At 57.3% G+C, this 25,144-nt stretch carries 20 protein-coding genes; 7 read left to right on the forward strand and 13 right to left on the reverse strand.

The window, feature by feature from the left end; genetic code table 11:
- The first annotated feature begins 14 nt into the window (after window positions 1-14).
- The 3 genes from ACWI8T_RS00335 to ACWI8T_RS00345 all read left to right on the forward strand — a co-directional run bounded on the left by ACWI8T_RS00335 (window position 15) and on the right by ACWI8T_RS00345 (window position 3,804).
- Window positions 15-1,262 carry an OmpA family protein gene (locus tag ACWI8T_RS00335; RefSeq protein ID WP_449137510.1) on the forward strand — a complete coding sequence of 416 codons (1,248 nt, stop codon included), beginning with the start codon at window positions 15-17 and terminating at the stop codon, window positions 1,260-1,262.
- A gap of 48 nt (window positions 1,263-1,310) precedes the next feature.
- Window positions 1,311-3,053 (forward strand): protein kinase domain-containing protein, encoded by a 1,743-nt coding sequence (locus ACWI8T_RS00340; RefSeq protein WP_449137511.1) that lies wholly within the window; start codon window positions 1,311-1,313, stop codon window positions 3,051-3,053.
- A 415-nt stretch (window positions 3,054-3,468) separates the two neighbouring features.
- Complete coding sequence (locus tag ACWI8T_RS00345; protein ID WP_449137512.1) at window positions 3,469-3,804, forward strand: hypothetical protein; 336 nt, start codon at window positions 3,469-3,471, stop codon at window positions 3,802-3,804.
- A gap of 39 nt (window positions 3,805-3,843) precedes the next feature.
- Here ACWI8T_RS00345 and ACWI8T_RS00350 read toward each other — a convergent pair whose 3' ends face one another.
- Both ACWI8T_RS00350 and ACWI8T_RS00355 read right to left on the reverse strand, forming a co-directional pair.
- Window positions 3,844-6,696, reverse strand: a complete 2,853-nt coding sequence (locus ACWI8T_RS00350) for a hypothetical protein (RefSeq protein WP_449137513.1) — start codon at window positions 6,694-6,696, stop codon at window positions 3,844-3,846.
- Between the two features lie 1,065 nt (window positions 6,697-7,761).
- A complete protein-coding gene (locus ACWI8T_RS00355) occupies window positions 7,762-7,980 on the reverse strand; it encodes a hypothetical protein (RefSeq protein ID WP_449137514.1) in 219 nt (72 codons plus the stop codon).
- Between the two features lie 127 nt (window positions 7,981-8,107).
- Here ACWI8T_RS00355 and ACWI8T_RS00360 point away from each other — a divergent pair, with 127 nt between their 5' ends.
- Both ACWI8T_RS00360 and ACWI8T_RS00365 read left to right on the forward strand, forming a co-directional pair.
- The gene (locus ACWI8T_RS00360; RefSeq protein ID WP_449137515.1) at window positions 8,108-8,800 is read left to right on the forward strand and encodes a hypothetical protein; all 693 of its coding nucleotides are present in this window, start codon (window positions 8,108-8,110) and stop codon (window positions 8,798-8,800) included.
- Between the two features lie 49 nt (window positions 8,801-8,849).
- On the forward strand, window positions 8,850-9,314 hold the full coding sequence (locus tag ACWI8T_RS00365; protein WP_417305214.1) for a hypothetical protein: 465 nt from the start codon (window positions 8,850-8,852) through the stop codon (window positions 9,312-9,314).
- A gap of 41 nt (window positions 9,315-9,355) precedes the next feature.
- On the opposite strand, the gene ACWI8T_RS00370 is transcribed toward ACWI8T_RS00365, so the two are convergent.
- From ACWI8T_RS00370 to ACWI8T_RS00390, 5 genes are all read right to left on the reverse strand, one after another.
- The gene (locus tag ACWI8T_RS00370; RefSeq protein WP_449137516.1) at window positions 9,356-10,222 is read right to left on the reverse strand and encodes an IS3 family transposase; all 867 of its coding nucleotides are present in this window, start codon (window positions 10,220-10,222) and stop codon (window positions 9,356-9,358) included.
- On the reverse strand, window positions 10,219-10,368 hold the full coding sequence (locus ACWI8T_RS00375; protein ID WP_449137517.1) for a hypothetical protein: 150 nt from the start codon (window positions 10,366-10,368) through the stop codon (window positions 10,219-10,221). Before ACWI8T_RS00375 ends, ACWI8T_RS00370 begins: the two co-directional genes overlap by 4 nt.
- Window positions 10,369-10,380: 12 nt before the next feature.
- On the reverse strand, window positions 10,381-10,518 hold the full coding sequence (locus ACWI8T_RS00380; RefSeq protein ID WP_449137518.1) for a transposase: 138 nt from the start codon (window positions 10,516-10,518) through the stop codon (window positions 10,381-10,383).
- 361 nt (window positions 10,519-10,879) lie between these two features.
- Window positions 10,880-11,293, reverse strand: coding sequence for a hypothetical protein (locus ACWI8T_RS00385; protein ID WP_449137519.1), 414 nt, complete (start codon window positions 11,291-11,293; stop codon window positions 10,880-10,882).
- A gap of 143 nt (window positions 11,294-11,436) precedes the next feature.
- Entirely contained in the window at window positions 11,437-13,230 is a 1,794-nt protein-coding gene (locus ACWI8T_RS00390) for a hypothetical protein (protein ID WP_449137520.1), read from the reverse strand.
- 643 nt (window positions 13,231-13,873) lie between these two features.
- On the opposite strand from ACWI8T_RS00390, the gene ACWI8T_RS00395 reads away from it, so the two are divergent.
- Together ACWI8T_RS00395 and ACWI8T_RS00400 are read left to right on the forward strand one after the other, a co-directional pair.
- The gene (locus ACWI8T_RS00395) at window positions 13,874-14,092 is read left to right on the forward strand and encodes a helix-turn-helix domain-containing protein (RefSeq protein ID WP_449137521.1); all 219 of its coding nucleotides are present in this window, start codon (window positions 13,874-13,876) and stop codon (window positions 14,090-14,092) included.
- Between the two features lie 688 nt (window positions 14,093-14,780).
- The gene (locus ACWI8T_RS00400) at window positions 14,781-15,125 is read left to right on the forward strand and encodes a hypothetical protein (protein ID WP_449137522.1); all 345 of its coding nucleotides are present in this window, start codon (window positions 14,781-14,783) and stop codon (window positions 15,123-15,125) included.
- Window positions 15,126-15,447: 322 nt separating this feature from the next.
- Here the strand turns inward: ACWI8T_RS00400 and ACWI8T_RS00405 are convergent, their stop codons facing one another.
- From ACWI8T_RS00405 to ACWI8T_RS00430, 6 genes are all read right to left on the reverse strand, one after another.
- Window positions 15,448-16,143, reverse strand: a complete 696-nt coding sequence (locus ACWI8T_RS00405; RefSeq protein WP_449137523.1) for a nitroreductase family protein — start codon at window positions 16,141-16,143, stop codon at window positions 15,448-15,450.
- A gap of 76 nt (window positions 16,144-16,219) precedes the next feature.
- Window positions 16,220-16,321 (reverse strand): 4Fe-4S binding protein, encoded by a 102-nt coding sequence (locus tag ACWI8T_RS00410; protein WP_418861024.1) that lies wholly within the window; start codon window positions 16,319-16,321, stop codon window positions 16,220-16,222.
- A gap of 57 nt (window positions 16,322-16,378) precedes the next feature.
- Entirely contained in the window at window positions 16,379-16,747 is a 369-nt protein-coding gene (locus ACWI8T_RS00415) for an arsenate reductase family protein (protein ID WP_449137524.1), read from the reverse strand.
- Between the two features lie 223 nt (window positions 16,748-16,970).
- Window positions 16,971-17,471: a crossover junction endodeoxyribonuclease RuvC gene (gene ruvC, locus ACWI8T_RS00420; protein ID WP_449137525.1), complete on the reverse strand. Its 501-nt coding sequence runs from the start codon at window positions 17,469-17,471 to the stop codon at window positions 16,971-16,973.
- 361 nt (window positions 17,472-17,832) lie between these two features.
- Window positions 17,833-18,696: a MerR family transcriptional regulator gene (locus tag ACWI8T_RS00425; protein WP_449137526.1), complete on the reverse strand. Its 864-nt coding sequence runs from the start codon at window positions 18,694-18,696 to the stop codon at window positions 17,833-17,835.
- 381 nt (window positions 18,697-19,077) lie between these two features.
- The gene (locus tag ACWI8T_RS00430) at window positions 19,078-20,784 is read right to left on the reverse strand and encodes a hypothetical protein (protein ID WP_449137527.1); all 1,707 of its coding nucleotides are present in this window, start codon (window positions 20,782-20,784) and stop codon (window positions 19,078-19,080) included.
- Between the last annotated feature and the right edge of the window lie 4,360 nt (window positions 20,785-25,144).

A 25,144-nucleotide genomic window follows, 5' to 3' on the forward strand; every position in this document is an offset into this window, starting at 1 on the left:
GGAGACCGATTGCCATGAGCTTCAAGAACAACACCGCCCTTCGCACGGCAACCATCGCAGCATCGTTTCTGCTCACGCTTCTCATCGCGGCATTCGCCACGGGTTGCGCGGCCGAGGGTTCCAGCGGCGCGCAAAGCGCTGCACCCGGAAGCTACGCCATCGACCCCGCAGCGGTCGATTCATCCACCATTACCGAGCCGGTGAGCTGCATGGTCGTGACTTCCGCTAGCCAGAACAGCGCGTTCCGCATTCCCACAACGTGCCTCGCTTACCCAAAGGCGGCCATTGAACAGGGCAATTACGCGGGTTACCTCACCTGCGACGCGAATTCGACTCCGCACGGGAAAACTTTCGCCACCACGAAGAACTCGCAGGCCGGCCAAGAGAAAGAAATCGATTCCTTCCTCGCCGACTATTTTACGAGCGTGTGCGGCGCCCGCGCCCAAACTGGCGAGATCGACACCCTCTCCGCCCTCAACAACGCCGCCAACGAGCTGCGCGCCCACGACAACGGCTCGAAAATGGTGATCAACGTGATTAGCTCGGGGCTGAACCCCACGGGGCTTTTGGCCGGATCGAGCGACCTTCTGAACGCCGATGCGAACGACATCGCAAACCAGCTGGCAAGCATGGGCGCTCTCGCGAATTTCTCGGGCATCGAAGTGCACTTCTACGGCCTCGGCCAGGCGAGCGGCGAGCAGGTAATCCCAAACTCCATCGCGACAAAGCTCCAAAGCCTCTATCCCACTCTCGTTGAAGCGACCGGCGGCGTGGCGATTGTCGAGCCCGACGTGCTCACGCGCCTTGGCTGCGACGCCGACCTGCCAACCGTTTCGACCATCGATTTCGAACAGGATTCGCTCAGCTTCCCCCACCTTGAGCGCGGCCAGAGCGCCCAGGTTGTTCTGAATGAAACGGTGCTCGCCTTCGTGGGCGACTCCGCCGAATTCATCGACCCCACCCAGGCCAAAACGACGCTCGCCGAGCTCGCAGGCGCCATTACGAGCAACAGCGGCGCCACCGTGATCGTCGAAGGTTACACTGCCACCTCGCCCGCATTCTCGCGCAGCGACCTGGTCGACTTGAGCCAGCGCCGCGCGGAAGCCGTGCGCGACGCCCTGATTGCAGCGGGCGTCAACCCCGGCTCTATCGAGGCGATCGGCCGCGGCGATGAAGGTGCAACCTCCATGAACACCGGAACGTTCGACGAAACAGCAGCTAAGAGCGACCGCCGCGTGGTGGTTACGCTATCCTTAGCGTAATCACAAAGCAACATCGCACGCGAAGGTCTGAGCGCAAAGGAGGTCGGCATGAGCCAAGAACTTCTCACGGGAACGGGGTCGTCGACCTCGACAGCGATGCCGGAAGCCGCGGCGGCGACCCTGCCATCGGCAACATTCATGTTGGCAGATGCGTCAGCGCCTACGCTGGCGGATTCGGGCGCCATGTCGGCACCGAGCACCCCTTTCTCGCACAAGCTGCTTTTCATCCCCGCCACACCCGAGCACAGCGACATTCGCCAAACGCCGCAAAATCTCGCATTCGAGAAAGCAGCAAGCCACGGTGGGCAAGCGACCATTTTCAAAGCGCACACGCCTAGCGGCACGCCCGTCGCGGTAAAGGTGTTCGAAAACGGCGAGGAATGCCTGCTCGAATGGCGTTCGTTGAAGAAGTTTTCGAACTTCCGCGTGCTTCCCAATGCCCTCGCGCATGGCACCGTGTGCATGCCGCACGCAGTCGGCGCCCAAGAAAAAAGCTGTATCGTCGAGGAGTGGCTCGATGGCGACACCCTTGCGAAGCACCTTCGCCGCACGGGAAGAGGCATGACGGTCGAGGAGACGCTTTCGACCATGTCGCCCGTCATCGCCTTCCTCGCCACGGCGGAAACGGAACTTCGCGTAGGCGTGATCCACCACGACGTGAAGCCCAGCAACATCTTGCTCGATTCAACGGGATGCGTGCGCCTCATCGACTTCGGCATCGCGCAAACCTCGCGCGACCAGGCTCGACTCGCCTGGGGAACGCAGGGCTTCTCGTCTCCAGAAAGCTGCTTTCCTTCAAGTGGCGAAACTGACCTGCGCAAAGGCAGCGACGCGTATTCTCTCGCGGCAACGATGCTCGCGCTGCTCGCAGGCGAAAACAAGCCGCCCGCGTATGGCGTGGTCGCCCAGAATAGCGACGGCAGCCTTCGATACGACCCTGCTTGGACCGACGAGCGCGAACGCCTCGCGCGCGAACACTCGGCTGCGCCGTTTCCCGGGTTTATCGAGCGCGGACGAGAAAAAGGCATCTACCTCGAGGAAGCTGCGCTCAACGATTTCACGCACGACGCCGAAACGCTCGATTTCTTGAAGAAAGACATCGCCGAAACCCTGCGCTCGACATATGGCACCGAAGAATCCGCCGCTGCCGTCGAGAAGGCGGCACGCGCCGCAGTCGACGCGTTCGACGCGAAGCTTCGCGCGACGCTCGGGGCATGCCTGGCCATCAACGCCGCCCAGCGTCCGACCACAACGCAGCTGAAAAATGCCCTACCGCGCGACAAGGCATCGTATCGCCACGAGCTCCACCTGCTTGGCCTGAACGCCGCCCTTGGCGGCGGACGAATTTTGGCGCAGGACGCGCCCTCGTTCGAAGCGGGCACGCTCGCGCAAGCGCTTGACGAGTTCAACTCGGGGCACTATGCGCAGGCAGTAGGCGTGTTCGAGCGGCTCGCGCGCCAAGGCTGCGTGAGCGCCCTGTACTACCTTGCCATTTGCGCCCGCGACAACCTCGGGGGAACTTCGATCAAGTATTCAGAAGCCGACGTCATGCTGTTTATGGGCGAGGCGGCGGCGAAGGGCGCCGTGGTGGCGCAGTTCTTCCTGGGATGTGCTCTGTATTCAGGGTCATACATCGCGCAGGGCGCGGTTCACCACGTCGAGGAAAATCGCGAGCTCGGGCTTTCCTATATTAGAAAGTCGGCCGCGCATGACGAGGCACACCAAAAGGAAGGCTTCCCACCCGCGAAAGCGTGGCTTAGGGAAAACGGCTTCGCGGAACACGCAGAGTAGGGCCGCACATGGGCTAAGGCAGAATCACGCACAACGAGCGGGGACCGGAGAACACGCTGCGCGTTGAAGCCGCCCGAAGCGATCGGGGGGGAATTGACGCGCACGGCGCCGACGCGGACTGGAACCTGTTAAATGCTCATAGCGTTTAACAGGTCGCCGCAAGGTCGAAGGGCGAAGCCGCACGGCGAGTCGCACGGAAATGGCCGACGAGCACGGCCGATGCCAACGCAGCGCCGCCCAACCGCGATGCAAGCGCTGCCCATCCGCAAGCGGGCGCAGACTTCGCCATAATGCGTGCGCAGCTCGGCTGAATCCAGATACGGCCCAACCGCAACGCGGGCGCAGTTCGGCCGCTGCGACCGCACGCATAATCGCAGGTCAAACAACTTCAGCAACGAAAGCGCAGGAAGCGACCATGGAATACGCCACCGATACGCCTTACACAGGCAATGCCACCGCATGCTCCCGCTGCATCATTTTCTACACCTGCTCCGTCGCGACGCGCATCGATGCCGGCCAGGCGCGCAGGTGCCCGCGCACGATTGGCGGGCTTGCCGTGCATCCCGACGAAAGCGACCAAGGCCGATGGATCGCGACCAACACAAGCGAGCGCCCGCTTTATGTGCAGCAACCGAGCTTTTCAACCACGAACGTGCTCGAACTGCGCCCCGGTTTAAGCTGCGCTCTTGTCGAGGGAAGCCGCATCGCATCTTCGCAACATTCGGGCTGGGTGAACGTTTCAGTTCGCTAGACTGAATAGCCCATGCGCGCGTACGGCCAAACGCGCCCGCTAAGCCTCGCGCACGCGCAGACACAACGCACCGTTTCGTGCACCGAACGAAACCACGCCGTTGGCATCTTCCATCACGGCAAAGCCGAATACGAGCGTGTCACCAGACATAATGCACGCTCCGCGCATCTGAACCGCCGCACCCGCACGCCTGGCCGCCTCGCGCAGAAGCAGCTCATCGCCCGCGCACGCAGGCCCAAACGACAGCGCCCTCGCATCGGCGTAGTTGTTCGCACCAAAGCCGGCAATCACATTCGACATGCTTCCATCGGCATTCGAACGCACGATGAGCGTGCCATTCGTGGACGCCAAATCAAAGACAAGCCACCCCTTTTCCTTGCCCTGCGGTTCGCTTCCCGCATACAGCAGCAAGGCATGCTCTCTGGAAACCGGGTCTTGCGCGCGACCATTTGCACCGAGGGCCAAGCATTCCTGCTGCCCCGGAAGATTCATGGCACCCCATGCCTTTTCGCCTGAGAATTCCGCGCGGCGGCACCCAAGCTGGCGGCATTCGTCTTTCTCGAACGCATGCCCAATGCCCACACGCGGGCGAAGCCACGGATGAACGCGCAATTCGCGACCCTCTTCGAGGCCGATACGCGCAGGGCCGTCAACGATATACGCGTCAAACGAAAGCACGCGGCCCGCCTTCGGCTTCTTGCGAGAAGGCGCCACGCCGCCGCCCGTAAGCAGGCCGTCGTTCGCAAGCGCCACCGATTCGTCGTCGGCGCATTCAACGTCGAACATCCAGCACAGCATAAGACCAAGCGCATGCTCAAGCGCGCGATCCCAGTCGTCGCCGCGCGCCGCTGCCGACGCGAGCAGCCTTTTCACCACATAGGCGCGCGCCGTCGATGCGACGTACTCGCTCGACCCCGTAACCGCCGCATCGTGAATGAGCGCATCTTTGAGCGCCGCGACGAATTCCTCGATTTCCGTGTCGGTCGCTTCATCGAAGAAGAAATGCCACAGAAGCACGTGCCACGGGTCCTCTTCAGAGAAAGCCTCGCCCGACACCCTCGCGAGCATCTTGCCCCGCACAACGGCGAGCGGATTCTCGAGATATTCCTCATACGCCTGAAGACGGCCTTCTTTTTCGGCCGCATCCTCGGACAGCTTCTTGTTTTCCCACAGCGCCTTCGCGTATCCGTTTCCGTTCTTCCCCGATAAATCGTCCGTTTTGACAGCCATCGGAAGCAGCATGCTGTAGCAATCGTCGCGCGTAACGCCCACGGTTTGCGGGCGAGCCGCCGACCCATCGTTGGCTTTTGCTTCGACCGCAGATTTTGCCTTGGCCTTCGAAGGCGCCGATTGCTTCGGAAACATCTCGGCCAGACGCAGCGCCAACAGGTCCAAGAGCCAGTAATCGCTGTGGAGGCGCGAGCGCCCCTGACGCAACCAGGTCGAAGTTTCGGCGCCCGAATACACGCCGAGCTCGCCGCCAAGTACGAAGCGCTCTCGCAGGCGCAGCTCAATGCGTCGCACGCGGTCGGCCTGCATCATCGGCAGCCCGCACGAAACACGAATTCCCTCGGCCGTCTTCGCGAGCGTTTGCAAGTGCGCGTCGGCGTCGACAATAGGGGCGATACGAGCCTTGTACACCGCGCGTTCGAGCGGAGTCATATCTTGTTCGATGCCGTTTCGGAAGATGAGCGCATCGGAATCATGAACGACCGGCTCGCCGCCCATCGATGCGGAGCCCGCGGCACCTTCGGAACCCGCAACGCATCCCTCCACAGCAGCGGTTTCGGCGCCCGAGACCCGCCGCGCACGCTCGGCGTCCGCAAAGCCCTCGGCGTCCGCATCTTCCGCACCATTGATGGCTCCCACGACGCTCACAGCATCCATTGCGCCAGCCGCAAGCTTCGCGGCAGGAACCACACTCGCGCGGGCGGCAGCAGGCGCAGCTCCTCGACCGCACGGCGGTGCGGCGGAGAATGTCACCCTATGCACGCCATCGGACCCACGATCAAGAATGTCGAGCATGGCTTCCCGGCTCAGCCCACGCGTTGCCGTGTGCTCCGCGAGGGCTTCAAGCAACTCGTCCTCGGTCGGCCTGCGTGCGCCTTGCAATGAATCTTCAAGCTTTCGATGCGCCTTGATAATCGCAAAATATTTCCGCGCCTCATGTTCGCTGCGAAGCGCGGTTTTCTGCGCATAGCACTCGCACAGGCGACGCTCCACAGGTTTCTTGTTTGTCGAAACCCAGCTGTTCAGCACGTGGCCTTCCGACAAATTGAACTTGTCTATCGAATCTTCCACAGCAAGGCGCACGGCGCGGTGGTATTCGGCGCCCAGGTCGTGCGCCTCGAAAAGCCGCTTGTATCCCTTCGTGGCCGCATAGACGGCATCGAGGTGCGCCTCAATGAGGCATTCCCGCGCGAGGCGGCCCGCCTTCGCAAGCAGCGCGAGGTTCACTTCCGCGTTGTTGTCGAGCCAATCTTCCGCAGTGCGCGGTGCGCCGCTGATTCGCTTCTCGGCGATAACGCGCGCATGTTCGAGGCCCTCCTGCAGTAGCGCGTCCGAATACGGCAGGCCACCCCACTCGGAGCCCTGCTGTCCAAAAGCGCCCCGCTGCCTGCGCTGAGCGCGAATGGCCGCCCGATGGGCGCGGCGGCGGGCCTTGGCGTCTTCGTCAGCGGCGGCGCTTTCGTTGGCGCCTTCGCCGGCGTTGGCACCCGCGACCGCATCATCGGCAGCGGCGGCGTCGGCCGCGGCAACTGCGGCGGCTGCGGTGGCGTCGGCCGTAGCTTCCCCAGCGGCAGCTCCATCCTCGTTGGCATCGCGGCGTTCGTCGTCGCCATGGCTTTCGTTGGCGCCATGCTCGTATTCGGCAAACTCGTCCTTTGACACGACAGCACCTTCCCACGAAGCCTTTTTATCCTTGCTGTCCATTGTAATTTGCGCCGCAAGCCAAACGCCGCACGAAAACCTGTTAAATGCTCGTGTTAAATGCTCGTAGCGTTTAACAGATGAGAGAACTGCTGCGAGAAAAACGAGCGCTAGGATTTTGAAAAACAGCACCATTCCAATTCTTACTCCACCCTTCTCGCACTTCCCTCAACAGAAAACGCCACAGCGACCTTCGATTCGCACCCCGCCTTTCCTGGCTTTCGCACTTTTCACACCCCGCTCTCTCTACCTTTGCACCGCACCTTCCGCGCCTTCCCGCCTTCCTCGATTCGCCCTCAGTCCCCTTCGATTCGCGCCCAACCTTCCCCGGCTTTCGCACTCCACGCCCCTCGTCTTTCGCGTCCTTCACGCTTTCCCCTGGCAGAAAACGCCAATAGGGGGCCTGATTGCAAAGAAAATGTCCCCGTTTGGCAGAAAACGCCGCTAGGGGGCCTCATCCGACAGGAAATGCAGAGGCCGCTCGACTATATCGGGAAAGGCTCTCTCCTACCAAGAAGGAAAACCGCAGGTCAGAGAATCATCCATCACGAATTGCCCCAAGACGCCCAAAATCCGAACCCCGCAACGAGGCCCCCTAGCGGCGTTTTCTGCCAAATGAGCCCCGCGAGCCCGCAATGCCCTCTCGGTAGCCCGTCCAAACAATCCGATTGGCGAGCTTTCCGAGCAATCTGCCCGACGAGCTTTCCGAACGATCTGCCCGGCGAGCTTTCCGAACGACCTGCCCGGCGTGCCTCCCAAGCCGTTCTACATGCTTCTCATGGGCACCGACAAGTCAGAAGGCCGTAATGCAGGCGACGAATTCGGCAACGCATATCGCAATGGCCCCATGATGCTTGCGCGCACCGGTCCGCCGACGAGTCGCCATCAGCCACGCCGACGACCCTTCCCATTTTCCAGAAAACTTTGCGCCCGTTTTCCATATGGTTGGCAAAAGCCAATGCACGAAAGGAACGGCCATGAACGATTTCTCGAGCAAGCTCGGCGGCAAACGAGGAAGCGGCCCTCTCAACCCTCTCCCACTTCGATAGCCACGCGCAAGGAGGAACCATGGGCAAGAAATACTACGGAGGAATCGGAACCGACAAAGGGTTCGTGATGCACTCCCCCGAAAGCAAGTATCACTACAGCTGCGACGACGAATTTCATAAGGAAGGCGACAAGAGAGACGTCGGCAGCACCAGCAACACTGGCGGCGGCAACAGCAGCAGCAACGACAACACCCACAACGAAAGCTCCGGCAGCGTCCAGGGCAACTTCGGCGCACCTTACAACGGCGATCGCAGCAACCGCGACGACGAGCTGGACGACTTCTTCGGGGACCTCTTATCCATTAAAGCCTGCATCGCGCTCGATGAATCGTATCGATTTCGTGGCGGTCACGCTCATGCTGCTCGTCTGCATGCGCGTGATTGGCGCCGTGTTCATCGACTCGAGCGCTTTGAGCGAACTCAACGCCTTTGCCTTCGTGGTGGCGCTGAGCGCGCTCGGCATGTGCACGATTTCCGAAAAATGCCCGGCCAACGCACTTACGGCACTCGTGATCGCGTGCTTGCCGGCCCTCATCGAAGTCGCCACCGCCTGCGCGGTGAACGGCTCGGACGCCGACGCGTTCAACCGCATCACGAACTGGGCGCTGGTTGGCTGTCTGGGCAGCGCAGCTCTTCTGATTGCGGGAACCCTAATTGATCCGTTTAGCGACGAAGAAGGGGGCGAAGACGAGGACGCAAGCATGAATGGAGGCAGAGGCACGAGCACGAGCGAAGGCGAAGGCGAAGGCGCGAGCATGCACGAAAAAGCAAGCCGAAGCGAGGTCGAGAATGAGGGCGGAAGCACCAGCGTATGCGGAAGCACCAGCGCATGCGAAGACGAAACCACAACCACCTGCGAAGACGCAGCGTGCGAGCGCGTTTTCTTCATCCCCTTTTGGGGAGCGGCCATTGGCGCCACCGCAGCTCTTATTTGGGAACTCGCGCCCTACATCGCACGCGAAATCGCTTACGGCGCAGCGCCTCTGTACCTGAGCTACATGGGATGGATTGTCTAACCCCTTACGCACGACGAACTCGCAACACCAACGCATGAAAGGAAGAATCGTGAGGATCGACAAAACCGCGCGACAGAAAGGCGCCCCAAGCTGGCTCAAGGAGCTAATCTATGTAGACGATGCCAAAAACGCTGCAAAACCGGCTCGCGAGGGCGGCACCCGAAGCGACAGCTTACTTAAGGCCAATGCGACGCACTCCACCACCTGCGACGGCGGGCCAAAAGGAATCGCAACATACCCAAGCAACTCCGAAGGCAATGTCCTGAACGAGCCCGCAGAAACCGGCGAGAAAAACTTCGACACCTGCAACGGCGAACTCGAAATTGCAGCTAAAAGCGAATGCGACCTCGTCTTCTTCTCGCTTCGCCGAATCGCGGAAAAGATCAGCTCGGCCGTCGCCAAAACGCTCGATTGGCTTTTCTTAGGTCTTATGGACCGCTCGATGGGCGAGACGAATTTCTTCGTCGTAACCAGGGGGCGCGGACAAATAGTTGGACCGAATCGGTCCGGTTAGGTGGACTGGTCAAGGTTTCTTGGACGGAAAAATAAGCTTCTTCAGGCAACATCTCGCTCTAGGTCGCACGGGGCGTTATAGCCGATCGATGAGTGCATCCTCTGCCTGTTGTAGTAGAGCTCGATGTATTTGAACACGTCCTGCTTCGCCTCCTCCCTCGTCTTGTGGCCCTTGCCGTTCACCAGCTCGCGCTTGAGCGTCTTGAAGAAGGATTCCGCGAGCGCGTTGTCCCATGGGTTGCCCGGCCGCGACATGGATTGGGCGATTCCATGGGACTCGAGGCAGCGCTGGAACGCCCGGGAAGCGTGCTGGGGACCCTGGTCGTCGTGAAAGACGAGGCTGAAGTCGTCGGGCGGGCTCTCCCTTCCGACTGCCTGCTCGAGCGCATCCGTGACCAGCTTCTCGGTCATGCGCTCGGACATCGACCAGCCCACGACTTTCCTGTGGAACGCGTCGATCACAGCTGCGAGGTAGAGCCATCCTTCGCCCGTTCCGATGTAGGCGATGTCGCCCACCCATAGCTTGTTGCGGGCTTCGACGTCGAACGCTCTGTCCACGAGGTTCACGCGCGGGTCGCCCATCTCGACCGCCTTCGCGCGTTTGTGCTTCCTGCTCGCCCCCTTCGCCTGCAGCCCCAGCTTGCGCATGACGGCGAGCACTCGTTTCTCGCTGACGACGATGCCGTCGCGCCTGAGCTCGCGGTTGATTCGGCGGTACCCGTAGCGGCCCTTGTGAAGATCGAACCTCTCGGCGACGAAGCCCTCCAGGGCCTCCCGCTCGATCTGTGCGTTGGATTTCCTCCTCTTCACGTAGCCGTGGTATTCGGATTCGGGCACGCGCAAGATCCCGCATGCCTTCCTGATGGGGCCGAACTCGCCCCTATGCTCTTTGAGGAACTCGCACCTCACGCATGGTCTTGACTCAAGAAGGCCCGGAAATTTTTTAGCAGCTCGTTCTCGCGCTCGAGTTCCTCGATCCTTTTGCGGAGCTTCACGATCTCGTAATCCTTGTTGACCTTCGGGCTGCCGTTTCCGGGGAAGGCGTTCTCGCCCATTTCCTCGTACTCCTACGCCCACCGCCTGAGCGTCGAGTCCTTGATTCCGAGCTCCCTCGCAAGGTCGACAGCCCTCATCTCGCCGCCGAGGACCACCCGCGCCGCCGCTATCTTGAACTGCTTGTCGTAACGCTTCCTCTTCTGGGTCATATAGAACACCTTTCGCCCTTAACTTGGTGTCCAAGAAATCTTACCCTCTCCACTCCTGACCGGACCAAACGGTCCAACTATTCGTCCGCACCCCCGGACGTTGAGTTTTTGTTTTTGTCCCAAAGGGCGCGGCGGGCCGCCTTTGGAGGCTCGATGGCGCCGAAAACGCCCGTTTTGAAACTCAGCCCTCTTTTAGCGTGCAAGCCACCAGCTACAATCGTAAGTGAACTAACGCGGGTGGCTTTGATGCTGGTTGAAAAACCGCAGGTCGCAGCTCTTCGTCGTTGACGGGCAAAGCGAGTAGTCTCAGATGGCTTGCCCATGAGTCGAACCGAATTCGCGATTTAGGGCACAGGCGTGATTAGAGGATGAAGCCTTCCTTTTCGGGAAGTCGCCCGTTTAGCTGGTAACTCTCAAAAATGATGCACAGCAACCGAATGTAAATGCAGGGGCGGTGGTCCGATGCCTCGGCGTCGACGCCGCACAACTCGTCAACCACGATGCTTCCGTCGCTAATCAGTCCTGATATGTCGGGATGCCTAATGATTCTCTTTTCGAAAAGTTTCTTTCTGCCGTTGGGCATTCTTCTGACCTTGCCGTGCAGCTCAGGTTCGATAAGGCAGGACTTGTCGATTGTGATCTGCCCGATAGCGCTTTCGAGCCTCTTGCGTATCGCCTCATCCTGGACGTTCCAGTTTTCGCCCGTATAGGAGTAGATGGCAATTTCGGTATCCTCAGCTTCGAGCCGGGCATGCCCTACATAGCCGAGCGACATCTGCCAACACCTCCCTTTGTTCGCATTTCAATTATAAGTTCATGCTTTTGAACAGCCCTAGCACGCCTCTTGCACGAAAGATTCGGGTTTCGGCTGTCGCTCTAACCATGGGCCAGGGCCGATACGGACCAAAACGGATCGAGCTAGTCTGCTTCGCTCCTCTCCAGGAGGTGATACACGGGCCATCCGCGAAGCTCGTTTGCCCTTTCTGGCGGAAGCATTCCTATTAGCACGTTAGCTTGCATCTCGTCACCGCGCAGTATCGCAGCGCACGCCTTTGCTTCAAGGCTATTGCCAGTGGCAACAAGCGAGGCGAGATTCATTTCGTCATCGGAGGTGAGGCGACCGACTCGCTTCTTGATTTGGAGACGATTGATCACCGTTATCTCAGGATCGGTGAACGGTTCCAAACGCTCAACCAGAATCGCAGCGCATTTTAAGAGGTCGCTGGCGCAAACCGCCTTGTTATCGGCGGCGGCGATTAAATCAAGCATTCTATTGTTGACGTAATACGAGTTGTCTCCACTGACGGGAAAGGAGTCGCATGTCTCTTCAAACGTTTCCGAATCTATGTTGCCGAGCTCGAGCAGCTCTTGTTCCGTCTGAATCAGAAGGGGCGGCACGGGGACGACGGGAACGCCTTCGTCGTCAGTAAGGACGGGCGTCACTATCGAAGAATCCACGTTAAGAGCGTCCATCAGCAGGAAGTCGTCATTGCCTTTGTCGTAGAGCAGAAACTTGAGACTAAACCCAGGCAGCTTTATCAAGCACATCCCGGCGGACTTGTTTGAGCGATGAAGCAGCTCTCCGCCGATAAGGGCCCTGTAAGCAATGTGCAAATCACGAAGGTTCTGGTCCGTAAGCGCTTCGACGTCAAGGTCGACCTTAACGTTGAGGCACTTCATGACGGCATCTATGCAGTCAAGAGCCTCGATTTTAGAATCGAGGCTCTTGCTGCCCGTCCGCTCATCGGGGGCGAAACCATGCAGGAACTGACGCCCATCCACCAACAGAGAAGCGCCATTCCTCAACTCCCGCAACAGTTTCAGGTCTCTCAACCTAATGGACAAAGGGCCCTTTTCATTCAAGCGAAGAGTGTTGCTGCTCGCCTCTATCCTGAAGTCATCAAACTTGTAAAATATCCCGCTTACCTCGTCCTCGCCTTTGAAAAATAACGTCTCGAACGAGATTTCTCCTGCGGAAACGACGCATTTTCCGCCAATCGCAACGGCAGTAAGGTCCTCTATTTTGTCAACCGGAAAGCGAAGCCCACGCTCGTCCTTTCCATAGATATAAACACCGCTTTTGTACGGGCCGAGAGAGGCAAGGCTCTCATTGGGGGTCACGTCTACAGTGAGCACGCACTCGGGAAAGTTGAACCCGCCCGCTTCGTAATCATCCACTGAACAATAAGCCAGTGCGGCACTTTGCTGCTGCGCCGCCTTTTCGCGAATCGCTTTCGTGATGAGTCTTGTTATTTCATCGCGGTCGTCGGGAAAGGCCTTGAATCGCAGCATGACGCTCTTCTGGCCAGAGTGGTCGCGAAGTATTCGCTTTATGTCAAACGGAAGCAGCAAGCGGTAAAACACTTCATCGCGCTCGTTGTTCTCGAACACAACGAAATAAAGCGCCCCGCCATGAGTTTGATAGTATTCGAGATCAACAATGCTCACGCTTCTTTTCGGCTCATCGGCCCTTCTCTTAGCTTCAGTGCCCTTCACCTGAACGTCAATGCTGCCGACGAGCGTTATATTCGACATGGCCTCGCTCGAATAGAGGCTGATGGAACCATCAACGCACGGAGTCTTATCGTTCGTGAGAATATCGGCAGAGACGCGATTAACCCCTCTAAAGCAGAGATTGACCGCATTGACAGCGTCTTGTTCGATTTTCTTTCTGTCTTTGATGCCGCCCTCATTTCCTCTTTTTATGGTCACAGCGTGCCAACCCATCCACCTGCTACTCAGGCATGTTGAGGCATTCCGTTATTATATCGGCTATCTACGCTCGATCCCGGCTTTGTGTAAACGCATAGCCGGGATTTGCGAAAGAACATGGGCACACCGCAGCTAAGCTCGCTAAACGCCTGAATCGAATTTCACTCAGAACAGAGCCGTTTACCCGACGACTCGCATCCGAAATGCCGGCCATGGCGAGCCGCGTCCCAACGGATGGGTACCATTTATCTGGGTGCACCTGGGGCAACGGGCCGGCAGGCCCGCGCAAGGTCGCTCGCAGAACACGCAACACCAAACACGACAAAAGAGGCGAACGACAGATGCCGGACCCCGGACGACAGCACCGCGTAAGACGAGTATTCCGACCACAACCGAACAATTCCAGCTACTAGGCAGACGCCCGCATGGCGCCTTTTACTTTTCAGGGACTTAGCCGCGAGCTAAGGCACGCGGCTCGTGGCCGTTTCGTGAAGGCCCGGCTAGCTCGACCCACCTCGACCCATCCCCACTCCCGCCGTGCGCGCCAACCGCAATCAGGCGATTCAATCGTCGCGCAGACGAAATGACATGCGAGACCGCGCGGACGCACCGCGCGACACGCGCAGAGAGATTGGAGGCAACCATGGCGCAAGCGACGGAATGTGCCGCGTCCGAGAACCAGCGGGGCCGCGACGAGTGGATGACGGTGATCGAGATGCGGGAATACATGGGGGCGAGCCGGAGCAAGGCGTACGACCTCATCTGGTCGGGAGAGATTGACTCGTACAGGCTCGGCAGGAAGCTCCTGGTGTCGAGGGCGTCGGTTGACGCCTACATCGAGTCGAGGAGCGGGAGGAAATGACGGCGGCGACCGCCCCGGGAGCCGCCCGCGGCCGGGCACACGAGGGAGCCTCGAGACGAGAAGATCTCAGGCACGCCCTCGTGGATGGTGTCACTGCGCCTCTGAATCAGGTTCGTACGGACAAAGGCAAGCTTCGGGTTGCTATCGCAAGCCAGCTTCGACGATCAATTCTCGTGTTCCGTAATCTTGAAGAAGCTGCGAATCTATTTCAGGGGCACTATCAACAGTAGCTCCATCCCGCTCCCCTCTTGTACTCACCGCCAGCGCATGCTATATGATTTTTGGTGGCTTATTTAGCTACCTCCAAGTGCCGGGGGAGTCCCCCGGCTATTTTTTGTCCATTCCATCAGGAGTTCCCATTGGCCAAGGAGCTCAGCATCTCCGTCGATGAGAGCGGACCGCGGCGGCAAGGCTCGCTACTACTTGCTCACACTCGTCTTTCGCAACCAGGCAGACAGCGTCGCCGAGGCGGTCACGGGCTAGGGGCCAAGCTTGCCAGGGCCGATCTCCCTAACATTCCGTTTCACTCCGAGCCCCTCATGAACGGGCACAAGGACTATGAGTTTCGCGGCATCGAGCAGCGCAAGGTGATGCTCGCCTACTTCTCCTCGTTTGTTCGCAAGCTCCCCATCTCCTATATCACGTTCGCGTCTACCGCCGCAGTCAGTTCGAAGACCCGGCAAGGCTAATGGAGCGCATGGGGCGCGGCATCTCCTCCGCTATGATTGAACACCTGGGCTTCTTCCAATCCTTCGACGATGTGAAGGTCTATTACGACAACGGCCAGGACATCGCCAAGCAAGCGCTCGACCGCTCGGTGGGCAAGGTCCTCTCAAAAGGGGCCGTCCATCGACGCAAGACGTCGATGACCGATTACCGCCTCGAGCAAGTGGCGGATTATCTCTGCACCATCGAACTCGGCCTAGTCAAGTACGAGGCCAAGGAGGATGGCGAGACATACAACAAATTCTTCGGCGACATCGGCTCTTTCAAGAGGAACTGGCTCAAGCAAGCCCGCAACAAGCGGATATAGCCGGCCCCGCGGCTTCGCAAGGAACGGTCAGTTCCCCTTCGGTGAGGAGGCAGACTGCCGGCGAGAAACCCCAGGCGACGAACTTCGAGCAGCGAAATCCGAAGCGCAAGCAAGAGCATCGCGGACATTAATCGGCAGCATAGCCCCGTATATAAACGCAGGCGCGGATTCGCTTAAAACCACGCCTGCTATCTGGCAATATCATTAATCGAACGTTTATTCAGCTCCTCCCACTCAATCGCCGCCGCAACAAACCCCAATCGACAGCAGCCAAATCCCAGAGCACCCCGGAGCACGCCCCTAGAGAAGCGCCCATCACTTCCTAGATATCACGCTCCCAGCGCCAATCGGCGCCAGCCTCGTTCGCGGCGATTTCGAAGTTGCACCTCACAATGCCCTCGTCAATCACATTGAGCCCGCTTTGCGGCGCATCAATGCGCACGGTTTTCGCGTCGGAAAGCAGCGTGATCTTGAAATCCTGATTATTCATCGCCGTAGGTGCCAGCTGCGCGGCTTCCATGGCCGCCGCAAACCACGCCGGCGCCTTCACGCATTCGACGGAAGAAAGCGCCTCGACGCTCTTCGTCTTCCGTGAAAAGCCTTGCGTTTTCCCGTGGCCCACCGCAATGATCAGGCGAATTTTCTTCCTCGGCGCCACAACGGCGCGTGATTTCTTGCGCGAGCACAGCGCGCACCAGCACGTATTGAGTCCCATATCTTGCGCGGCAAGCACGATTTTCTGGCCCCAATAGCCAATGGCCTCGTCGGCGGCCACGCCGCGCGCCTTGGCGTCATCAACTACGAATGCGACATGCGTGCGGCACGCGCGAATCAAACCGAAACGCGCAATCACGTTGAAAACCTCGGGATTGTCGCCCACAAGTTGAATATCAAGGCCGCTTTCGCGCGCGCATTCCTCCACCACGGCACCAAGCGCGTCGAACTCGGCCTGATCAAGAGGCCCTCCGTCATATTCGCGCACGGAATGGCGCTCTCGAATCGTCTCAACGGTAATCATGCACCTGCTCCCTTTCGCCGCGCCGCTTCATTGAGCCCATTCTACGCAACTACGCACAGGGAAGCGCCCCGTTCGATTATTTCATCGAAATCGACTTCGTGGGGCACGCGCGAACGCATTCGCCGCAACGCGCGAGCGTTTCACGACGCAGGTCAGCAAGCCCGCCATTCGGAAACACTCAATCAAACCGCTGGACGCCACCAACCTGAAACGATACTCTTGCCAAACCAGGCGTCTAGCGATCGAGCCCGAGCGCCTCGGCCCACGTCTCTTCCTTAAAACCGGGGATCACGAAATCGTCACCCACGAGCAGCGGACGCTTCACGAGCATGCCATCGGTCGCGAGCACATCGAAACACTCGGCGTCGGTCATGCCGGCGTCGAGCTTCGCCTTAATGCCAAGCTCGCGATACTTCATGCCGGACGTGTTGAAGAGGCGTCGCAACGGCAACCCCGAACGCGCATGCCATTCGGCAAGCTCGGTCGCCGTGGGGTTTTCGGTCGTGATGTCGCGATCAACGTATTCCACGCCATGATCGTCAAGCCATTTCTTGGCCTTTTTGCAGGTGGAACATTTCGGATATTCCAAAAACAGCACGCTCATGAACAGCCCTTTCTCGAACTCGAACAAATACGCAGCAGCCTATGTGCGTTGGGTACGAACCGATGAACCGCGCACGCAACGCAAACCTGCGCTCAGTAGAACCATCAACCCACGCCAAACGGCGGGCCCGGCCTACGGCAAACACGCAACAAGCCGTTGGCCCGCCGAAAACGCCGCCAATACCCTAGCCGCCCACGGCAACAAGCTAACCGAGCGCTACAGCCTATGTGCGCTGGGCGCGCGGCCCGTGGGTCACATAGCAAATCGCAGCAGCGAGCGCGTCGGCAGCATGATCGGGATGAGGCGCCTCGTCCAAGCCCAAAATCTGCTTCACCATGTACTGGACCTGGTCTTTTTCGGCGGTGCCCTCGCCCACTACCGCGAGCTTGATTTGGCGCGGCGTGAATTCGCCGACCATAAGCCCACCCTGCGCACACGCCACGAGCGCCGCGCCACGAGCCTGGCCCGTGGAAAACGCCGCCGTGATGTTTTGCCCAAACCACACGGTTTCGATGCCGACGCACGTAGGCTTAAAGCGATCAACCACCGCCCCTATTTGCTGCGCGATTTTCAGCAAGCGCTGCGAAAGCTCCATGGAAGCGGGCGTTGACACGCAGCCGTAAGCAAGGCATCGAAGCCGCGACCCATCCTGTTCCACAATGCCCCAGCCGGTATTCGCCAGGCCGGGGTCGATGCCCAATATGGTTCGATGGTCGCCTCGCACGCCCGCCCTTTCGCTTTCCAAAAACAATGCCTTGGATTCTAGCGCAGTTGCCGCCCATGCAGTTGATGCCGCGAAAGCAAAACCATTTCAACTTGAACGCCCACATGTCGAACAAAGCGGATTGCAAGCATGTCGAATTAACGCAGGGCTCTACAAATTGCGCCAACGCAGAAGAATGCTGCCAGCACGATTCGCTTACCAGCAGCTTTCCGTATGTTATTTTGCTATCTTGCTATCTATCTACCAAGATAGCAATAGGCAAACCAGTCGTTTCATCTGCGATAACGAGTGAAAGATGCCGTCCAAAATTGCCAGTATCGAGCGACAATGCTCGCGAATAACCGCGCAGAAAACCCATCGCCTACGCCTCGGTCGCACGCAAAAACTGGCCGACGAACGCCTGCGCTTCCAGCACAAACGCGCGGGGCGTCGAAGCGGGTTCCCACTGCTCTGCGAGCAGCACGGGGCCATTCGCAGCACCGATCTTGTCCAATCCGAATTGAAAGCATTCGGAAAAATCGGCCGAGCGTACATGGTCGCACGAATATCGCCCAGCAGAAAGGCGCACAAGCGTCATTCCCTTCTCCAGCGCGACACGCGTTGCGGCCTCGGCATCGAAGGGATAGCTCGGCAGCATCTCCACTTGCACGTATGCGACGAGCCCGTTTTCTTCCCCTAACGAAACGCCCAAGAAAGGCACGCCAAGCCCGCGCGCAACCCCTTCCGTATACAGAGGGACAAGCCGCATGCCCGGCGCGGCTTCGTATATCGCGCTCGTCACCCGAGCATAGCGGCGCATATCGAAATCGCCGCCAAGCGGCGCGCACAGCAAAAGTCGCTCGGCAAATTCGCGCTCATAGCGCTTCTTCGATTGGAATCGTTGCGACTCGGCGATCTCGTCGGCATAGCGGTCGAGCTGCAGAAGCTGCGCCTCGGCGCGCCCGATGCGCTCCCTCGCCAGCTCGCGCCCCTTCTCGATAAGCTCGCTTTGCCCGTAGCCCAAAGCCGCGGTCGAAGCGATTTCCTTCAACGGAACACCCAGCTCAATGAAGGTGGTCACCATGTCTAAATCGGAAATCTGGTTGATTGAGTAGTACCGATACCCCGATTCCTCATTCACGTAAGCTGGCTTAAGCGCACCGACGCGCTCGTAATACCGAAGCGATTTCACCGAAACGCCGCGCAGCTTCGCGAATTCGCCAATCGAAAGCAGCTCTTCTTTCATGCATCTCCCATCTGCTGCAAGGAGACGCCTGACCGACTCTCCCATCATGGGATAGTCTAAGATGCAGGCCCCTGGTTTTTCAAGATGCGAAGTCGAGGCTTTGCATGCCGCCCCACCCCGTGAACCGTGCGAAGACCGGAAGAGGGCAAGCCCGCAAACATGGGCACCTCGACCTCGCCTCACAAGCCACGCGATGACTCTTCACACTAAGCATCCCCATAGGGCGAGAAGCCCAATCTCCAGCACGCACAGCCCCTGTTGGATGGCCACCGCGAAAGCCCCAAGCTCAAGTTCCAGGCTTCAAGTTCCAGGCAGGGCCATCAGACGCATGCGCACGACGCGCGCGTCGTGCGCGTCGTAGACCCATGTGCCCCTGGAGCCTTACACCCCAAGCGCGTCCGCAAGTCGAATCGAGAACGCCGTTACCTGGCCTTTTTCGAGATAATTGGGCAATCCCGCCTCTCGAAGCGCCTGGCAATACGTCGTTTCGGGCGCAAGCTCGCTCAAACGCAGATACGTACCAACGGCCGCGGCATAGTCGCTGCGCGATTCCGCGAACAAATCGAGCGCGGCGAGCGCAGAAGTGCCGTACGCGGCGTAGTAAAACGGCGAGGTGAACAGGTGCGACGTCGAAAGCCATTCATTCTCGTCCGCCGGCCACGAGTACTTCTCGTACACCTCAGCCCAAATGGCATCGACCTTATCGACCGTCAAATCGGGCTCGCGATAGACGCGCGTCTCCGCTTCGTTTATGGCAAACCCCTCGCGTACCGCAACCAGCTTGTCGAACAGCACATATTCTCGAAGCGCATCGCCATACCCAGGGCAAAGCACGTCGTAATGGTCGTAGCACAGAAGCTCCAGGCCCTGCGACATAATTTCCTGCACATCGAAAACGGTATTGGGCATAAACGAATTCGCGCGCACCCGATACATGTGGTTGAAGTGGCCGAATTCATGCACGATTGCCGCGCAGTCCGTCACTTCAGTATTGGGATTCACGAAAACGCAGCCATCGTTGTACGCCGCCATTTCCACGGTATAGCTGTTGCGAACCTTAGCTTCCGACGCCGATATGTCATACAAGCCGTTATCGACAAGGTGGTCAAACGATTCCCCAAGCGCAGGCGAAACACGCGCCACGCATGCCCGCGCGTTCGCCATAAGCGCCTCTTCGCTTTCGTCGAGAGCATCGAAGGCGCCATCGATATCGTCGTCCATAACATTGGCCACATAGCTCTGATACACCGGCACGAATTCCCTCGCAACCTCATCTTGCGCCGCCTCAATTTCGGCCATCGTGTAATCGCGCCCATATTCCATAGCGAACACGTACTCGACGTAGTTCTCGTATCCCAGGCTTCGCGCCCAGGCATTGTTTGCATTGACGAGCTCCACATAGAGACGCTTGAGCTCGGCGTCGCTCGCATCTTGCGCCACGAGCGCGCTATATTGACCCGCCAGATCGTCGCGCTTCGCTCGCAACGTAGCGCTTTCTGAAGACGCCACGCTCGAATTGTTCAGGACACTCGAGAACCCCTCGCCAATATGAGCCCTGAAAGCCTCGCCGTGCTTCGATTCCAGTGCATCCATGAATGCATGCGCGCACTCTTGATAATGGCTGTCATACGCCGCCTGCTTTGCCGCATACGCGCTTGCGGCAGCCTCGTCAAAGCCGGCGCACGCTTGGTCGAAATTCGCAAGCGCGCGATCGCTCGACAGGTCGGCGAAAAGGCGCTCAAGTTCGTCGTAGGCGCCCAGAAGCGCCGACGCGTCGTCACCCTCTATTGCTGCCCGGAATTCTTGAAGCACCGCGATATATGCTGCCTCGTCGAACGAATCACGCGAACGGTCGGACAAGGCCACATTCCAATGCTCGACCTCATTTCCGTATTCGAATCCGACGGGTGCCGAGGAGCCCTTTCCTGTTGCCGTGCCGCCCGCTTCGCCCTCGCCGTTACCGCCAGCGCTGCACGCAGAAATCGCCGGCACGCAGAGCGCCAGGATTAGTACGCCCGCGAACCAGGAGCGCTTGGGCGCGGAGCGAAACCAAGCTGCCGCTTTGCCTTTGAGGATTGCAGAATACATTGCAGGCACCTCCCTAAATGAAGCCTCACACGTAGCCATCTTCATCGTAAGAGGAAGTCACGAGGGCGGGAATCGCCTTACGGCCAATTGAGAACACCCGCTCGCGGACATGCGTCTGATTTTGGGTTATGCAATTTCTCGCGCTCGAACACGTAGGGTCTTCTTGCTTGCTAATGCATTAGTGGGCTATTCTACTATCATACTATCTGACTACTTTGCTATCTCGCTATTCTGTTAGCTTACTACTCTACAAGTATTACAGGCTTATTGCCGAGTTAGCGGGCGCATTGTCGGCGTAGAAGCTTGAGTGAATCCGAGGATATGCAAAAGGCGAGAACGTGCGGGTGTATCCCATTGGTTGCTTCTCATTGGTTTCGCCCCATAAGCCGCATTCCGTAGATTGCATTCCATAGGTTACGTTCCCCCGGTTCATTCCAAAGGCTCACTCAAAGGGATCATCCCGTATGCTCATCCCGAACGGCGCATCTCATCGTTTCAAGGGTTGCATTCTATGAAGCGAACAAGCTCCCGCATAGCGACATCATGCCCATCCATGGAGATCATCAAACCTGGCCACCGACACCCAAGAAATCCACCTTTCGCGCCCCAATCGAGCAAACATATGCTCATAGCGGGCGGGTCAATAACCATCGCTTTTTCCTTACAGGAAGCGCTGCAATATCTTTGCAGGAGCAAGGAACAATCCCGTATTGCCGGACGAACTCGTGCGCCCTCCGAGTCATCCAATTCATACCACTTGCGGGCTTTTTCTATTGGCAATTGGCATGCAAAGCGCCTCATCTGCTCCATACTTTTCGAGTGTTCTATCCGCGTAATCTATTGCATTTTCTTAGAACCCATAAGGACGAATCGCCTTCGCGCGAATACTCCCGAAGCCATAGAATCGCGCGTCATTCCGCTTCCCAATGAGTGTGGAAAGTCCTTCTCAGGTTTAGCGAATATGAGAACTACCATCGCCATCTCCACTTCTGCCTCTGCGGGGAATTTTACAGTTTTACATAACATTACATCCCCTCCTACAATCATTGCCCTTTATACGCTACTCGCTTTTTCATATACCAGAGCCAAGACACCTTGCCCCAAGCCCGATGCGCTCCCCTCTCCCTTTCCCTTACCCTTTCCCTTCCTTCCCAATGCTTTTCTCTATGGTCATCTTACGCATCAAGAAAACTTGCTTCTTGATGCCTTTGATCCCTTTATATGAGGTCAGCTCGAGACTTTTTCATTTGAAAGTTTACTTAAATCCTCTTTTGTTTGCACAGTTTATTGCCCCTCATAGCATCTCGTGCCAAGACTATGATCGATCGAGTATCCCTCGTATGCTTTCTTCTTCCTGCACCTTTCCGATGCTCTTCTTCGCCTTTCGATCTCTCCTGTTCCCCTTTCGATACGAAGATGAATGGCGCGCAATCCTTGGCTCCCCGCCTTATCACGGCGTTTCGCACCAAGCATCGAATCATGCGAACACCATGTCGAAATCCGATTTCATTCCCATGCGGCGTAGCATCTATATTTCCTATCGCACATGATTTTCTCGTTGGTTCTTTACAATGTAAACACTAATATTATGCCTGCTGGTTCATTTACGTGATTGTTTGCCAATTTGAACCCTTTAATTCAATAGCATTGCTCGATTCGTGGGCCATTTTCTTCCTTGTTCGCATCCGTCAGCGGCGTCGCAGCTAATCCTCTTCCCCTCATTCTCCGCTTCGATTGTTCTGTCGCACCCCACAAGCACCCCCAAAACGATACGATGAACCGCATGTTGGGCACAGAGCCCTATCGTTGCATTCAGCTCAATTACCTATCGCTTTTCCAGAATTCTTCTGCGCAGCTTAGTCAATGGACCCTATCTCGAGCTCGTCTTTTTATTGCCCCTATCCCCACTTTCAACTGCAACCTCGAAATATACTGAGCTATTCATTGATTGAATTCCGTGCTCACTTTCCAATCCAACTAACCGACCTTAGCCCCAAGCTCGTATCGGCTCTCGAGGCATGCGCTCTTCGCCATGCGCCAGGTTCGATTCAACGGTCGAATTACTTTCAGCACACCCGATAATCACGCAGTTCCCTAGGCTTCTTCACTTCCCACATTCCGTCATATACAGCGCTCTACTACCCCGCCCCCTTAAAATTTCACATGCGACATAGCAGAATCATCCATATCAAAATTCCCCATACCCCCTCCAGAGCTGTACGCCTTAGCGATCGATTGATTGTATGAACGTCAATTGCTTGAGGCGTCGAGCATGAATTCATGCATTGCTGCTCCGTCCCCGAGCCGCAGAAGAAACACCGGGAGTAGTACAAGAACGAGATTCCAACACCCAATCGCCCATCCGCTCCTTTAAAAAAACCGCTCCATAATCTTCAGCGCCCTTCTCTTCAGCGCCTTTCGCATACCGAGCCCCATGCTATCAATAAGATTTAAATATCCCCGACGACCCCATATCAATATCGAAGCCAAATGACGCGTCGCAATCTAGGCAAATTCCGATTGAAAGGTCGACGAAATGCAACGTTCTCGTCCGCTGAGCGCCACGTCCGGTGAGACGACGATTAAATTGAAAATCGCGAGAACGGGGCGTGCTGCAAAACGGAGCATTTTTTGGGGAAACGGGAGACAAACCCATTGGCCTTGCCACAAACACACTGACCCTGGCTTTCGGTACGTCGCACCCTTCGACCTTAATCGCATGCAATTGCGGGCCGGCATTCTTCGATTCGCCCCAAGGCCACCGTGACAAAATCAATGAGCCCCTACACGAACCCTAGGCTTGAGAGTCGAGCGAATTCCTCCCATCGAGCGAAAAGGAGCATTGACGACCAAAAACTATCCGTCTGAGATGCCTTCTGTGGCATGATTTCAACCCAAATGGGGTACTTATACTTTTTTTCTCAATATAGGGCCTCATTTCCGCTCTCAAGGCCAAATTTGGCCATGCACTCTCCTGCCCATCGTCCATCGGCCTTTTCTATGAGAATGCCCTTCAACCACTCCGATCCACGGACCATTCCGATCCACGGCCTCGCCTCTATCACCGCCAGCTGGATGCGTCCTTGGCCCAGAGTTCATCTCGGAGGTTGGCGCGGTTCCTTTCTGAGGCGGCTTTTAGCGCCATTTTATTTCGGCGTACCGCGCCTCTTCTCTACCCGCCGCGTCCTCATTGTGCTTTCGTCATCCCCGCTGCGTCCTCGTTGCATCGCTGCCTCTTTACTTCTTACCAAGCACCCTTCACGCTGTTAATCGTGATCAATAGTTTGCTATTTTGTTAGCTGTCTATCTAGTTATCTATCAATTCTCTTTCTTGGGTTTTGCCTGTTCAGAACGACAAGTCATACTCTTATCGATGAATTTTGCAGCATTAATTATCTCGTTGACGCATGATATCTACTGACCATTTGGATATGTAGCTACTTAGCTAGCTTGATATTCCGCTACCAATCCTTCTATTTCTCTAAGCAAAAGCCTTGGCTGCGATTCGTTCAAAACAAGAATTTAAACAGCTCATGCTTTATTGCTGCAGATCAAATCCCTCCGTCAGACAGTCCTCCTGCCCATAACGAGCCTCGTCAATCTACGTAAATCACTGGCGCACAACGCCCTGTAGGCAGCCGGATGAACGAACGTAGCTCCACAGACAACAAAAGAGGTGAGACAGGCTGCTCAAGAACGAATAAGGAGGGCAGGGGAGGGAACTCGCTTCGATATTCCCTCAATACGAAAGGACGCTAGGGGTTCCTTCCTAATCCAAAGCTGTACGCGCGAACGGCCCTTCAAGAAGGTTTGAGAAGAGAGAGGGATATGCCGCGTCCTCAAGCTCCCTGGGCGTATAAGCCTGCGCAGCCTCTTCAGGCGCAGGGTAGGGGAGTGCGAACCATGAGAGAATGCATATTGGAGCAACCCGAATCATTGTTCAATCGACCGAAGATCACACCGACCCAGATTGAGCTACCGTACTAGCAGGCAATTTCAGTAGCGAGCTATCTTGCTATCTTTACTCAATGCGAGTATAGGCGCGCACTCCTCCACCATTCAAATTGGCCGAAACTTCAATGCGATTAGATTCGCACAATAGCTCTCTACACAAGTATCTAGCTATGAGACTAGTTTTCTATTCAGCTATCTAGTTATTTGCATAGCTTACTATCTCAGTATCATGCTATCCAATAAAGTATGGAGCTTGATATGTAACTAGCTTGTTAGCTGTCTATTTGAATAGCTAGCTATCTGGTTAGCGTCATCACTTTTTGCTGGATATCTCACTATCTGGCTATCTACTTATCTATATATATTGCTATTTGGCTAGCCTAATATTCTAGGAGTTTTCTATTAT

Source organism: Slackia sp. (assembly GCF_977041755.1).

Excerpts from the sequence above, each read along its gene's own strand:
- ACWI8T_RS00335 (WP_449137510.1), top strand. The coding sequence starts at position 15 with ATGAGCTTCAAGAACAACACCGCCCTTCGCACGGCAACCATCGCAGCA.
- ACWI8T_RS00340 (WP_449137511.1), top strand. The coding sequence starts at position 1,311 with ATGAGCCAAGAACTTCTCACGGGAACGGGGTCGTCGACCTCGACAGCG.
- ACWI8T_RS00345 (WP_449137512.1), top strand. The coding sequence starts at position 3,469 with ATGGAATACGCCACCGATACGCCTTACACAGGCAATGCCACCGCATGC.
- ACWI8T_RS00360 (WP_449137515.1), top strand. The coding sequence starts at position 8,108 with ATGAATCGTATCGATTTCGTGGCGGTCACGCTCATGCTGCTCGTCTGC.
- ACWI8T_RS00375 (WP_449137517.1), bottom strand. The coding sequence starts at position 10,368 with ATGGGCGAGAACGCCTTCCCCGGAAACGGCAGCCCGAAGGTCAACAAG.
- ACWI8T_RS00380 (WP_449137518.1), bottom strand. The coding sequence starts at position 10,518 with ATGACCCAGAAGAGGAAGCGTTACGACAAGCAGTTCAAGATAGCGGCG.
- ACWI8T_RS00385 (WP_449137519.1), bottom strand. The coding sequence starts at position 11,293 with ATGTCGCTCGGCTATGTAGGGCATGCCCGGCTCGAAGCTGAGGATACC.
- ACWI8T_RS00395 (WP_449137521.1), top strand. The coding sequence starts at position 13,874 with ATGGCGCAAGCGACGGAATGTGCCGCGTCCGAGAACCAGCGGGGCCGC.
- ACWI8T_RS00400 (WP_449137522.1), top strand. The coding sequence starts at position 14,781 with ATGGAGCGCATGGGGCGCGGCATCTCCTCCGCTATGATTGAACACCTG.
- ACWI8T_RS00405 (WP_449137523.1), bottom strand. The coding sequence starts at position 16,143 with ATGATTACCGTTGAGACGATTCGAGAGCGCCATTCCGTGCGCGAATAT.
- ACWI8T_RS00415 (WP_449137524.1), bottom strand. The coding sequence starts at position 16,747 with ATGAGCGTGCTGTTTTTGGAATATCCGAAATGTTCCACCTGCAAAAAG.
- ACWI8T_RS00425 (WP_449137526.1), bottom strand. The coding sequence starts at position 18,696 with ATGAAAGAAGAGCTGCTTTCGATTGGCGAATTCGCGAAGCTGCGCGGC.
- ACWI8T_RS00430 (WP_449137527.1), bottom strand. The coding sequence starts at position 20,784 with ATGTATTCTGCAATCCTCAAAGGCAAAGCGGCAGCTTGGTTTCGCTCC.